Here is a 13,192-nt window from a genome sequence, read left to right as displayed (position 1 = left end):
CTAAGCGGACATTCCGCCGCCCAATTAGCTTCGTGGTTGTTTGTTGGCGCGGTCATCTATGTCCTGCTGTCGTTTTTCATGATCCGCAAAGCAACCGTTTAGCCAGTAACACGAGAGTTTGTCCGCAGAGTTCCACAAAAGAAAAACTAAACAATTATGAAGGCCTTTCATCAGTTTGCTTAACTGTTGGGAGGCCTTTCTACATGTTGGCAGTCATGCGAGCATTGATAATCATTGTATTAATATCACAATGTTCGAGCCACTGCTGTATTTCTTTATCCCTACTCCAGCTTCAATCAATAGTAAAGTGTAAAGGATGCTGAAAAGAATGTGGGGTCATGATCTTTTCAATTCCAGCTTTAATTGTGTTCTACATATAAAAAATTTTCATATATTAAAAGGAATTTACTGCATAATTTTATAAAATCAATTTGGCCATAAAACCTGAGTGAAGGGTATTTGAATTATGGACCCTTTAGTGGAGGGACAAATATGTTTTTTCATGAGGTAAAAGCTAGAGATTCCTTATTTACGATCGGCAGCAGGTATGGAATTTCTATTGATGAGATTCGCCGTGTGAATGGTTTAGAGAAGACCAATATTGTTCCGGGGCAGGCCTTGCTCATTCCGTTATATACGTATATTGTTCAACCCGGGGATACACTTACAGGGATTGCTAGAAAATCTTTCTTATCTATAAAACAACTAACAGACGCCAACCCTGCTGTTAATCCGGCTGCATTACGACCAGGAATGAGGCTCACGATTCCTACTATATCAAATTTTCATGCATCAGTACTTAGCTTCTATGTTATTCGAAGTCCGGAATTGGACCGGGCTTTAATCAGTGATGATGCCCCATATTGTACAGCCATTTCTATTTTTGAATATCACTTTGCTAGTAATGGAGATATCGCAAACACCTTAAATGATTTGACAGCTATTCAAACAACTTGGAGTCATCGGGTTAGACCTCTTGTGACTGTCACGAACTTAACCCCAGAAGGTTTTAGTTCCGCACTTGTTCATCAAGTATTAAACAATCCTACTGCAAGAACGAACCTTGTTAATAATATTTCCTATTTAGTAACCAATAGGGGGTATGGTGGAGTAAATATTGATTTTGAGCGTGTTATGGCTGAAGATAGAGATCTTTTCACAGGCTTTTTACGTGATTTGCGAGATCGTTTGCAGCCATTAGGACGCACGCTAACAATTGCGCTTCCTGCAAAAACAAGTCAAGAAATACCTTGGCTGAGAGGATATGATTACGGAGGAATAGGGTCAGTTGTAGACTTTATGTTTATCATGGCTTATGACTGGCACCATGCAGGAAGTGAACCAGGACCTGCAGCCCCCATTACTGAGGTAAGAAGAACCGTTGAATTTGCCATACAATATGTTCCACGTCGAAAAGTTATTATCGGAATGCCTCTATACGGATATGATTGGACCATTCCTTACAGTCCAGGTAGAGTTGCCCCAGCGATTTCAAATCAGGATGCTGTTGAAACAGCCATGAGATACCAATCACCGATACAGTATTCAACTGAATTTGAGTCTCCTTTTTTTCACTATACAGATCAAAAGGGATTAAAACATGAAGTTTGGTTTGAAGATGTAAGAAGTATGGGTGCTAAAATGTTACTAATTCGTGATTATGGATTACAGGGCTTGGGTGCATGGCAATTAACACTAGGATTCACACAAGGACCTTGGCTTTTAACAAAGTTTTTTACAATAATAAAGGTGTAAAAATATTGAATCAGGAAAGCCTTGGATTATCTCAATCCAAGGCTTTTAAACTATTTGGCAGAGGTAATTCCTTTTCTTCTTAGAAATATTATTAGCCAGTTCGATGAGCGACGATTATTTTATTGTCTCAATGCTTGTATCTCTAAAAATCAAGAAAATTTCTGCTTATGGGTTAATTATAGAATAGAATGAAATGTGCAATTTGTATATTAAAATGTGGGGGTACAATAGCCAGTGTACCGCAGCAAAATTACACTTCATTTTTACATGCAAATTTATTTAAGGTTAGGCTTTGTTTTAACTGAATGTTGATTTAACTGTGTATGAAAAAAGAAACGGAAAAATTCCGGCTAAATTGGGAAATACCCATATTTCCTTAAAAATAAGGGGCGTTTTTCCGTTTATTTTATCCAAATCATTAGATTTTGTCCTATTTAGAGCAGTTAATCGGAATATCTCCGCTTATATCCTTCTAAAAGCTTTCCCTATATACATTAACAGGAAATTCTCCGCCTATGAATTCGCACACCTACACAAAATCGCCAATATTCTGTTCTTAATTTGTATCAGTAGAGCAGCTGAAGATTGGGAAGACAGGGAGGATTATTCCAAATAAGTCTCCGTTTGCAAAGGCTAAACTAAGATTAGAACTTGTATTTGGGTCGATTGTTAAACTAAAACTAGTATTGCCAGTTACATCCCAGTAGGCATCCTGGCCTGTTGTATACCCGGTTCCATCGACGGTAAAGATCCCATACCTGTCACATGTTGGTAGATTGAAAGTTTGAGCATCGAAGGAAAAATTGTTTGAATTTGGAATGATTCCTCACCTTTTTTAAAGCTTGTCTATATATATAATGCAGTTAATGAGATTCCAATAGAAGGAAAAGACCACTCCTGTCAAAACGGTATTGGAAGTAATACATGGTATACTAAATTTAAATCAGTATTCCTTCTTAATCAAGCAGTATTGGCTTTTGAAATAGAGGTACGAAAAAACTAGTCGTATGGCTGTATGATCGTGAAAGTAAGGAATGTAGTCTTAATGAAAAATGGAGGTATTAGTAATGAATATCAGGGATAGGATCGAAAAGTTAAGGCAGCTTATGATAGAAAATCAAATGGATGCTTACATAATTCCCAGTTTTGATGCACATCAGAGTGAATATGTAGCAGAACATTGGAAATGTAGACAATGGATATCAGGATTTACAGGGTCTGCAGGGACTGTAGTTATTACATTAAAGGATGCTGGGTTATGGACAGATGGCAGATACTATATTCAAGCTGAAAAGCAGCTTGAGAGCTCAGGAATCAGATTATTTAGAATGGCAGATCCAGGAGTACCATTTTATACAGAATGGCTAGCAGATGTTCTTAAAGAAGAAAGCATCGTGGGCTTTGATGGAAATGTTTTTTCAATTAATATGGTTAAAAAGATGGAAAAAGATCTAAATGCAAAGAGAATAGGATTAAAAATGAATCAAGATTTAATTGGTGATCTATGGGGAGACAGACCGGAGATCCCTAAAGGATCAATTTTTACTCATGACGTAAAATATGCAGGCAAGTCACGAGCAGAAAAATTAAATGAAGTAAGAGAAGAAATGAAAAATAAAGGAGCAAATTATTATATTTTAACATCCCTTGATGACATTGCGTGGCTTTTAAATATAAGAGGGGCCGATGTGCCTAACAATCCAGTTGTAATAGCTAATGTAATCGTAGCAGAACATAAATGTTATTTATTTATTGATTCTTGCAAGGTTTCTTCTTTGGTTAAATCAGAACTGGAGGCTGAAGGAATTGAGTTAAAAGCGAATCATGAAATACAAACATTATTGGAAAGTCTTTCAAGCGAAGATGCCGTTATTTTAGATACGAATAAAACAAATATCAGATTATATAATGCCATTAACAGTAATACAAAGAAAATTGAAAGTCCTAACATCACAACTAATTTAAAAGCTATTAAAAATGAAGGTGAGATAAAAAATTTAAAATGGTGTGAAATTAAAGATGGCTTAGCCATGGTGAAATTTATAAAATGGCTAAAAAACTTTGTTGATAAAGAAGAAATTACAGAGATTTCTGCAGAAGAAAGATTAGAAGATTTTAGAAGGGGGCAGGAAGGATTTGTTGGCCCTAGCTTTGATACGATAGCAGGTTATAAAGAACATGCTGCGATGATGCATTATAAAGCCAATAAAGAATCGCAATATACTCTTAAGAGTGAAGGTCTTTTTCTAATTGATTCAGGCGGACAGTATTATGATGGAACAACAGATATTACACGAACAATTGTTTTGGGAAAACTTACCGATGAACAAAAAAGAGATTTTACTTTGGTGTTAAAAGGATTTATTGCATTAAGCTCAGTAAAATATTTATACGGGGCAACAGGCTCTAACTTAGATGTTTTAGCAAGACAACCAATTTGGCAGTATGGTTTGGATTATAAATGCGGAACAGGACATGGGGTAGGGTTTTTCTTGAATGTTCATGAAGGGCCACAAAGCATAAGGAATAATAATAATGTTATATTAGAAAAAGGTATGGTTATTACGAATGAACCGGGAATATACCTTGAAGGTAAATATGGAATTAGAATTGAAAATATGATGGTAGTAGTTGAAGACGAGAAAACAGAGTTTGGTCAATTTATGAAGTTTGAAGCAATCACGTATTGCCCTATTGATTTAGCCGGTATCAATAAAGATATGTTAACAGAGAGCGAAAAGCAATGGTTAAACAATTATCACCAAGAGGTATACACAAAGCTAGCTCCTTATTTAAATGAAGAAGAGAGAGTATGGCTAAGGGAAGAAACTAGGGAAATATAAATAGGTATTGACGAATACAAGTAATATTTATCGCCTTAATTTATATGAAAGAAATGGAGTACATCTAATGGTCCAATCAATCAATACAAAAGTCGATTTAGTTATTGATGCAACCTCACATATGGGAATTTCAGATTATGGTAAAATTATGATCGGAGATAAAGGATTTGAATTCTTCAATAATCGTGATGCTCGTAAGTTTATTCAAATTCCTTGGGTAGAAGTTGAGTACGTGATCGCTTCAGTCATGTTCAAAGGAAAATGGATCCCACGGTATACTATCCAAACGAAGCGAAATGGGAAGTATACATTTTCTTCAAAAGAGCAGAAAAAAGTTTTGCGAACAATTCGTGAATACGTTGATCCGAATCAGATGGTTCAATCATTAAGTTTTTTTGATGTTATCAAAAGCGGCTTGAAGAGTAAATTTAAAAAGTAATAGTTTTACATGCAAGATAAGGTTGGAGCTTGTCTTTTATTGTTGAGGAAAGGCCAAAAATGGTTAGCTGATAAATAAATTTTTCCCCTCTTGTAAGAGAAATAATTAGTGTGCTATAATTATTGTGAAAGCTCATTGAAAAGAATGTATTTGATGCAGATGCTGTTTATTTAACAATCTATTTACAGCGTTTGCAAAATAAATTTAAATAGCTATTATTTTTTACGTGTTACTGATTCGATCAGGCATGAGTGAAAAGTATTGATTGATATGAAGAATTAGGGGGTATTCTATACCTATATCTTCATATAATCTGCTTTTTGCTCATGCCTTTTTTGTTGTTTTTGTTGAAACTGTAACCGCTTTTAAGTGAGCTGAAAAAATATAATAGGAGGTAAAAAGATGGTAGGAATTATCATTGCAAGTCACGGTGAATTTTCCAATGGTATCTTGCAATCTGGAGAGATGATCTTTGGAAAACAAGAAAATGTAGCAGCTGTTACATTGATGCCGAGTGAGGGGCCCGATGATGTAAAGGCAAAAATAATAGAAGCAATCGCCTCTTTCGACAACCAAGACGAAGTATTATTCTTAGTCGATCTTTGGGGTGGAACTCCTTTCAATCAAGCCAACAGCTTGTTTGAAGAACACAAAGACAAATGGGCAATCGTTGCTGGGATGAACTTACCAATGCTGATTGAAGCTTTTGCATCGCGCTTCTCAATGAACACAGCACATGAAATTGCCGCCCAAATTTTAGGAACAGCTAAAGAAGGGGTTAAGGTAAAACCTGAACAATTAGAACCAGCAGCATCTGCTGCGGTTGTTGCAAAATCATCTAATGCAGGTGCCCCTGGTAAATTTGAATACGTATTAGCGCGTATTGACTCTCGTTTACTACATGGACAAGTAGCGACTGCTTGGACAAAAACGACACAGCCTACACGTATCATCGTGGTATCTGATGCAGTAGCTAAGGATGACCTTCGTAAGAAATTGATCCAACAGGCTGCTCCTCCGGGTGTAAAGGCACACGTTGTGCCTGTTAATAAAATGATTGATCTTGCAAAAGATGATCAACACTTCGGCGGCCAGCGCGCGTTACTTCTTTTCGAAAATCCGCAAGATGCGCTTAGAGCGGTTGAAGGCGGCGTTCCATTGAAGACCATCAACGTTGGTTCTATGGCACACTCACCTGGTAAAGTTCAACCGAATAAGGTGTTGGCTTTTAGCCAAGATGATATAAATACTTTCAATAAGTTAAAAGAAGCTGGTTTGAATTTCGATGTACGTAAAGTGCCGAACGATTCAAAAGGTGACATGAATGAAATTATCAAGAAGGCTCAAGAAGAGTTAAACAAACAAAAATAAATCCAGAGAAAACGGAGGATTAATAAACATGGATTTGAATGTGATTCAAATAATATTAGTCTTTATCGTAGCATTTTTAGCTGGTATGGAAGGAATTTTGGATGAATTCCAATTCCACCAACCACTCGTTGCTTGTACGTTAATTGGCTTAGTTACAGGAAACTTAGTACCATGTCTTATCTTAGGTGGTACTCTTCAATTGATCGCTTTAGGTTGGGCAAACATCGGTGCTGCCGTAGCACCGGATGCTGCGTTAGCCTCAGTTGCATCTGCCATTATTTTAGTTTTAGGTGGACAAGGTAAAGCTGGTGTGGCTTCTGCAATTGCGATTGCTGTTCCGCTTGCAGTTGCTGGCCTTTTGTTAACAATCATCGTTCGTACACTCGCAACAGCAATCGTACACTTTATGGATGCGGCAGCTCAAGAAGGAAACATTAGAAAAGTTGAATTTTGGCAAATCGTTGCTATCTGCATGCAGGGGTTACGTATTGCCATCCCAGCTGCATTAATTATTGCTATTGGTGCAGGTCCCGTTAGAGAATTACTCACCTCTATGCCAATTTGGTTGACAGACGGTTTAGCAATCGGTGGGGGAATGGTCGTAGCCGTTGGTTATGCAATGGTTATTAACATGATGGCTACAAAAGAGGTATGGCCATTCTTCGCAATTGGTTTCGTATTAGCGACTGTTTCGCAAATCACACTTATCGGTTTAGGAGCTATCGGTGTAGCTCTTGCACTTATCTATTTAGCGCTTTCTAAACAAGGCGGTTCAGGTAATGGCGGAAACGGTAAATTTGGTGATCCACTAGGCGATATTATTGATAATTACTAAGAAGGAGGAGGACACAAAAATGGCAAATGAATTGAGACTATCAAAAAAAGATCGTATTTCTGTTTGGTGGCGTTCCACTTTCATTCAAGGTTCTTGGAACTATGAACGTATGCAAAACGGTGGTTGGGCATATACGATGATTCCCGCAATCAAACGATTATATAAAACGAAAGAAGATCGTTCTGCTGCACTAAAACGTCATTTAGAATTCTTTAATACTCACCCATATGTAGCTTCACCTATTATTGGTGTAACTTTAGCACTTGAAGAAGAACGTGCAAATGGTGCGCCGGTTGACGACACAGCCATTCAAGGGGTTAAAGTCGGTATGATGGGGCCTTTAGCAGGTATCGGGGATCCGGTTTTCTGGTTCACGGTTAGACCAATCCTTGGTGCATTAGGTGCATCTCTTGCTTTGACCGGTAACATCCTTGGGCCGATTATTTTCTTCGTTTTATGGAATCTCATTCGTATGGGATTCACATGGTATACGCAAGAATTTGGTTACAAAGCTGGTTCTAAAATTACTGACGACTTATCTGGCGGAATACTTCAAGATATTACGAAAGGAGCATCCATTCTGGGGATGTTCATCCTTGGTGCATTAGTTAACCGATGGGTATCTGTACAATTTGCGCCAGTTGTATCCGAAGTTAAACTCTCCAAAGGTGCTTATATCGACTGGGATAAGTTACCTGCCGGAGCAGAAGGGATAAAAACCGCTTTACAACAGCAAGCTAGTGGTCTTTCATTAGAACCTGTTAAAGTAACTACGTTACAAGCCAACTTGGATAGCTTAATCCCTGGTTTAGCTGGATTGCTGATCACATTCCTTTGCATGTGGCTGCTTAAGAAGAAAGTTTCTCCAATCGTTATGATTCTTGGGCTGTTTGTGGTTGGTATCGTCTTCCACTTAATCCACTTAATGTAACAATAAAGAATCTCGCTTAGGCTTTTTTAAAAATCACTCATACAAATAGAGCAGCACCTCCTGGTTTGATAAACCTATCAATTTAAGGAGGTGCTTTTCATATAATTAGATCTTAGGGGGGCATTATGCTTACTATTGGTTATATTGGAAATGGAAAAAGCACGAACAGATATCATCTGCCTTTCGTACTGCAAAGAGAGAATATAAAGGTAAAAACTATTTATCAAAGAAATCCTAAGCATGAAAGTTGGGAAAGGATTGCAGGAGTAAATTATACTTCAGATTTAGATGAACTATTAAATGACAAGGACATTCAACTCATTGTGATTTGTACAAGACATGACAGTCATTATGAATATGCAAAATTAGTATTAAACAAAAATAAAAACTGTTTGGTTGAAAAGCCTTTTATGGAAACCTCAGAACAGGCAAAAGAAATATTCGCAATGGCAAGAGAGAAAGGATTAATTGTTCAAACGTATCAAAACAGACGTTTTGATAGTGATTTTTTAACGGTTCAAAAGGTCATTGAAGAGGGGAAACTAGGGGACTTGCTGGAAGTGGAAATGCATTATGACTATTATCGTCCCGAAGTACCGGAGTCAGCTCATTCTTTTAACCCTATTGAGTCATTTTTATATGGACATGGCTGTCATACATTGGATCAGGTCATCAGCTATTTTGGCCAGCCGGATCATATACATTATGATGTAAGACAATTATTAGGCCAAGGAAGAATGAATGACTATTTTGATTTAGATTTATACTATGGCAAGTTAAAAGTATCTGTTAAATCCAGTTATTTTAGACTTAAAGAAAGACCTAGCTTTGTCGTTTATGGAAAAAAGGGTTGCTTTGTGAAAGAAACCAAGGATCGTCAGGAAGAACATTTAAAGTTATTTTATATGCCTGATAACAAAGACTTTGGGATAGATACACTAAAACATTATGGTGTACTCACATATATTGATGAAGAAGGTACAATCCACGAAGAAACAGTGAAATCCGTAAATGGTGATTATGGAAGAGTATATGATGATTTATATGAAGCCATCATAAATGGTAATGATAAAACCATTACAGACGAACAGACACTGCTACAAATGGAAATATTAGAAACTGGGGTTAAAAATTTAAACTAAAATGAAAGAAAGGTCTTTCATCCTGAATGGATGAAGACCTTTCTTATTCACAGGTTAATGCCTTATCTCTCGTTAGTAAATATGGTCTATAATAACCAACAGTGTTTGATAGAGGAAGTACTTCTTCCGATAGACTGATGTTTAGCTGTTCTTGAATGTAATTTCTTCGTTTTTGAATTCTCTTCCATAATTGTGGGTATTCGCCTTTAAGTTTATTTCTTAATTCTTCATTTGCAAGAGCAATGGTATCTTCTGCACTAACACCAGCATAGCCTTCAATGGAAGGGATAATGTCAATTTGAAAAATCATTCCGCTTTTAAGTTTTTCCATTGAATCTGGGTATATCGGTGATGACATCCATTCTTCATCGGAAACAAGATGTCCGGGGTTTAAATGCCAATTGTACTTTTCTTTCGGATAGATCCCTTCTATTAACTCGTAAAAGGTTCCACCAGACATCCCTATTTTAATGTTCTCTAACCAATATACAACGGTCTGATAATAAGGAATTGCGACTTTATCTAGATAATCTTTTTGAGAAGAAGGGAGTTGTTCTTTATTTTCAACAATAAACCCAGTTCTACTAGTTAGACCACCTTTATAGCCTGTGGTTAATGATATAGGATCGCCTAATTTGGTCTGTTTATTAGTAGGATAAACGTTTGCATATTCAAAACGCTTGCCAGTAGCCGCAATGGTAACCACATTATTTGTTTGCCCTTCACCATTTAGAATATCTCCTAAAAAGGATTCTTTAACATCTATATCAATCGCATTCAAAGCTTTTAGCATACAAGATGAAGCAAGGTTTGACCCATATTCATAATGAGCAATTTCATTAGGATTATTTGTTGTCCTAACCCCAATGTCTCCTCCTATAAATATGTAAGATGCATTGAAAATCTTTGCATGATCAGGCTTTGCATTTCTTAATGCCTCAACAATAAAATTAGGAATATCAAATAACGTATCGTTATCTTGTACTTTTGAAGTAAACATTTTCCATCCGACAAGACCAATCTTTTCACTCGTTGAGAAATTAATTTGAGCCAATATACTTTCTAATGGCTGATCATCGTTCATCGGTTGATTAGGCAAAGATAAAAGTGAACAATGATAAACGGTACCCATTGTACGAGCATGTTTTGCCATTTTTAGATTTTCATTCCCCAATATATATGAACATTCTCCATTGTTTTTCATTACAAAAAGAGCTTCTTCAAATCTTGGAATAAAACCCGTCAAGTATTCAAAATTACTTCCATGTTCCTTATCAGCGTATATCACCAAAACATCATACTCTTCTTTTTTCATCAATTGAAGAAGTCTTTCTTTTCTTTCGTTGATTGTTTCATCAGTTAAGTAAACTGGAGAAACGTTTTCATAAATTTCAGGCTGCATTATTTCCTTGAATTTTACTTGTTTCTTCATTTTCATAAACGTATTCTCCTATTCTTTTCATTCTTCAGTAACTACAATATCTACATTATTTTGAGCTAAAGACTCCACAAACTTAAGTTCCGGCATCTTATCAGTGACCAATATATCAATTTCATCGAGGGAACATATTTTGAAATACCCCGTTGTATCAATTTTTGAATGATCTGCTAAAGCAATTATCTTGTTCCCTCTTTGAACCATTGCACGTTTAACCACCCCTTCCTCTTCTGTATGAATAAACAAGCCCTTTTCAGAAATGGCAAAAACCCCTAATAATGTATAGTCAACACTATATTGTCTAATTTTATCCACCGTATCTGCCCCGTATAAAAACAACTGTTTATTATTAAGTTTGCCAGGAAGAACGGAAACACTCGTCCTTTCATTCTTAGAAAGAAGAATGGCATGTGTAAGAGAGTTGGTAATCCCTTTCAAACTCTTTCCGTTTAATTTAGGAATAACAGCTTCCACTGTTGTAGACGAATCAAAAATAACGGATGAATGATCTTTGACTAATTTAGCAGTCTTCTCTGCAATTTTTTCCTTAATAGTGTTTTCCTGATTTGCTCTTTCTGAGTAATTTAAAATAAGAGCCTCTTTACTCGCTAACACTGCTCCCCCATGTATTCTTCTTATCACATTCTTTTTTTCTAGTTTCATTAAGTCTCTTCTTATCGTATCCTTCGAAACTCCAAGTGTTTCAGCAAGACTTTCTATTGTCACACTCTTATTTTCTTCAATAATTTTCTTTTCTTTTTCAAGTCTTTCTTCGATTAGCATAAAACATCTCCTCGTGTATAGATTAATCCACATTGCAATGAAATGCAATGTATTGCAACTTTACTTATAAATATATAAAAATATGCAAAAGACTGCAAGTTGATTTATGCTTAGCATAGATTTTGTTTTCAAATTCTTACTTTAATTAATTCATTCATCATCTCCTGCCTTTTCTAATAAACACCCATGTGTGATGATCCGAATTTTTCTGGAATGGTTTTTTTTGGCAAATAGCCGTTGACGAAACGGTTCTATTGTTATATGGTTAATTACATGAGTAACTAACTGATGTGGTGGTGTGTATTATGGTTTTAAAGATGGATGACAGCCGTCCGATTTTTTTGCAAATTGCCGAGCATATCGAAGACGATATTATCGAAGGACGGTTGCCGGAGGAATCGCAAGTGCCCTCAACAACTCAATTTGCATCGTTTTTTCAAATCAATCCGGCAACGGCGGCTAAAGGCGTTAATTTGCTGGTGGACGAGAACATTTTGTACAAAAAGAGGGGGATTGGCATGTTTGTTGCTACAGGCGCAAAAACAAGGCTGATGGAGAAGCGGAAGGAGAGTTTCTACGAACAGTATGTTGTTGCGATGATTCGCGAGGCGGAAAAGCTTGGCATTACGAAAGAACAGTTGACGGATATGATCCGGAGAGGGGAAGGATCGAAATGAAGAACATTGTTGAAGTCCAAGGGCTGACCAAAACGTATGGCGGCGTCAATGCGGTAGACGATGTCAGCTTTACGATGGAATCGGGCAAAATTTACGGATTGTTGGGCCGAAACGGCGCAGGCAAAACCACGATCATGCACATGCTAACGGCTCAAATGTTTCCGACAAGCGGGAAGCTGCGCGTGTTCGGAGAGGCTCCTTATGAGAACAATCGCGTATTGAGCCAGGTTTGTTTTATTAAAGAAAGTCAGAAGTATCCCGACCATTTTCGAGTGGTAGACGTGCTGGAGTTGTGTCCGGTTATTTTTCCGAATTGGGATCAGCATTTTGCTGATCAATTGGTAAACGATTTCCGTCTGCCACTAAAACGGCGGATTAAGAAGCTGTCACGAGGTATGCTCTCGTCCGTCGGCGTCATCATCGGTTTGGCAAGCCACGCGCCGCTAACAATATTCGATGAGCCTTATCTGGGGCTAGATGCTGTAGCGCGGGAGCTGTTCTATAATCGGCTGATCGAGGATTACGCGGAATACCCGCGGACGATTGTTTTGTCAACGCATTTAATCGACGAGGTGAGCCGAATTTTGGAGCATGTGATTGTCATCGATAACGGGAGGCTTATTCTAAATGAGGATGCGGATACCATTCGTGGGCAAGCCTATAGCGCCATAGGCCAGGTGGAGAAAGTAGAGTCCTTCATTTCCGGGCAGGAGACGATTGATCGGAAACCATTCGGCGGCCTATTGTCGGCGACGGTGCATGGCAGTCTGGATCCAGAAAGGCGGAAGCAGGCCGAATTACTAGGGCTGGAGCTTACCCCGGTATCCCTTCAACAGTTGATCGTTCATTTGACCAAACAAAAATCTGATCGCAAGGCGGTGGACTTCCGATGAATCGAATTGCAACCGTAATGAAAATTCATGCAAAGGATAAACTTATGTGGTTGATCCTTCCATGGTGTTTGGGATTACTTCCAGC

11 protein-coding genes are annotated in these 13,192 nt (G+C 37.5%); 9 read left to right on the top strand and 2 right to left on the bottom strand.

The features are described 5' to 3' along the window. Positions 1-492 precede the first annotated feature (492 nt). The 7 genes from BABA_RS25830 to BABA_RS25795 all read left to right on the top strand — a co-directional run bounded on the left by BABA_RS25830 (position 493) and on the right by BABA_RS25795 (position 9,316). Positions 493-1,755 carry a glycoside hydrolase family 18 protein gene (locus BABA_RS25830; protein WP_007088235.1) on the top strand — a complete coding sequence of 421 codons (1,263 nt, stop codon included), beginning with the start codon at positions 493-495 and terminating at the stop codon, positions 1,753-1,755. Between the two features lie 1,067 nt (positions 1,756-2,822). Next, the gene (locus BABA_RS25820) at positions 2,823-4,598 is read left to right on the top strand and encodes an aminopeptidase P family protein (protein ID WP_007088233.1); all 1,776 of its coding nucleotides are present in this window, start codon (positions 2,823-2,825) and stop codon (positions 4,596-4,598) included. Positions 4,599-4,665: 67 nt separating this feature from the next. Beyond that, positions 4,666-5,037: a DUF956 family protein gene (locus tag BABA_RS25815; RefSeq protein ID WP_007088232.1), complete on the top strand. Its 372-nt coding sequence runs from the start codon at positions 4,666-4,668 to the stop codon at positions 5,035-5,037. A 402-nt stretch (positions 5,038-5,439) separates the two neighbouring features. Beyond that, positions 5,440-6,408, top strand: a complete 969-nt coding sequence (locus BABA_RS25810; RefSeq protein ID WP_007088231.1) for a mannose/fructose/sorbose PTS transporter subunit IIA — start codon at positions 5,440-5,442, stop codon at positions 6,406-6,408. Positions 6,409-6,436: 28 nt separating this feature from the next. Continuing rightward, the gene (locus tag BABA_RS25805) at positions 6,437-7,243 is read left to right on the top strand and encodes a PTS mannose/fructose/sorbose transporter subunit IIC (protein WP_040347615.1); all 807 of its coding nucleotides are present in this window, start codon (positions 6,437-6,439) and stop codon (positions 7,241-7,243) included. 19 nt (positions 7,244-7,262) lie between these two features. Further along, positions 7,263-8,174 carry a PTS system mannose/fructose/sorbose family transporter subunit IID gene (locus tag BABA_RS25800; protein WP_007088229.1) on the top strand — a complete coding sequence of 304 codons (912 nt, stop codon included), beginning with the start codon at positions 7,263-7,265 and terminating at the stop codon, positions 8,172-8,174. A gap of 125 nt (positions 8,175-8,299) precedes the next feature. Continuing rightward, entirely contained in the window at positions 8,300-9,316 is a 1,017-nt protein-coding gene (locus tag BABA_RS25795; RefSeq protein WP_007088228.1) for an oxidoreductase, read from the top strand. A gap of 43 nt (positions 9,317-9,359) precedes the next feature. Here the strand turns inward: BABA_RS25795 and BABA_RS25790 are convergent, their stop codons facing one another. Next, on the bottom strand, positions 9,360-10,754 hold the full coding sequence (locus BABA_RS25790; RefSeq protein ID WP_007088227.1) for a M24 family metallopeptidase: 1,395 nt from the start codon (positions 10,752-10,754) through the stop codon (positions 9,360-9,362). Positions 10,755-10,775: 21 nt separating this feature from the next. Next, complete coding sequence (locus BABA_RS25785) at positions 10,776-11,537, bottom strand: DeoR/GlpR family DNA-binding transcription regulator (protein ID WP_007088226.1); 762 nt, start codon at positions 11,535-11,537, stop codon at positions 10,776-10,778. A 305-nt stretch (positions 11,538-11,842) separates the two neighbouring features. Here BABA_RS25785 and BABA_RS25780 point away from each other — a divergent pair, with 305 nt between their 5' ends. After that, positions 11,843-12,214: a GntR family transcriptional regulator gene (locus tag BABA_RS25780; RefSeq protein ID WP_007088225.1), complete on the top strand. Its 372-nt coding sequence runs from the start codon at positions 11,843-11,845 to the stop codon at positions 12,212-12,214. Then, a complete protein-coding gene (locus BABA_RS25775) occupies positions 12,211-13,107 on the top strand; it encodes an ABC transporter ATP-binding protein (protein WP_007088224.1) in 897 nt (298 codons plus the stop codon). Before BABA_RS25780 ends, BABA_RS25775 begins: the two co-directional genes overlap by 4 nt. Positions 13,108-13,192: the final 85 nt, after the last annotated feature.

The sequence above is a fragment of the Neobacillus bataviensis LMG 21833 genome, assembly GCF_000307875.1.
Lineage (GTDB): Bacteria > Bacillota > Bacilli > Bacillales > Cytobacillaceae > Neobacillus > Neobacillus bataviensis.
This window is presented reverse-complemented; position numbering and strand designations above follow the sequence as displayed.

Bases quoted from the DNA above. Each gene is read 5' to 3' on its own strand.
- BABA_RS25830 (WP_007088235.1), top strand. From the start codon at position 493: ATGTTTTTTCATGAGGTAAAAGCTAGAGATTCCTTATTTACGATCGGC.
- BABA_RS25820 (WP_007088233.1), top strand. From the start codon at position 2,823: ATGAATATCAGGGATAGGATCGAAAAGTTAAGGCAGCTTATGATAGAA.
- BABA_RS25815 (WP_007088232.1), top strand. From the start codon at position 4,666: ATGGTCCAATCAATCAATACAAAAGTCGATTTAGTTATTGATGCAACC.
- BABA_RS25810 (WP_007088231.1), top strand. From the start codon at position 5,440: ATGGTAGGAATTATCATTGCAAGTCACGGTGAATTTTCCAATGGTATC.
- BABA_RS25805 (WP_040347615.1), top strand. From the start codon at position 6,437: ATGGATTTGAATGTGATTCAAATAATATTAGTCTTTATCGTAGCATTT.
- BABA_RS25800 (WP_007088229.1), top strand. From the start codon at position 7,263: ATGGCAAATGAATTGAGACTATCAAAAAAAGATCGTATTTCTGTTTGG.
- BABA_RS25795 (WP_007088228.1), top strand. From the start codon at position 8,300: ATGCTTACTATTGGTTATATTGGAAATGGAAAAAGCACGAACAGATAT.
- BABA_RS25790 (WP_007088227.1), bottom strand. From the start codon at position 10,754: ATGAAAATGAAGAAACAAGTAAAATTCAAGGAAATAATGCAGCCTGAA.
- BABA_RS25785 (WP_007088226.1), bottom strand. From the start codon at position 11,537: ATGCTAATCGAAGAAAGACTTGAAAAAGAAAAGAAAATTATTGAAGAA.
- BABA_RS25780 (WP_007088225.1), top strand. From the start codon at position 11,843: ATGGTTTTAAAGATGGATGACAGCCGTCCGATTTTTTTGCAAATTGCC.
- BABA_RS25775 (WP_007088224.1), top strand. From the start codon at position 12,211: ATGAAGAACATTGTTGAAGTCCAAGGGCTGACCAAAACGTATGGCGGC.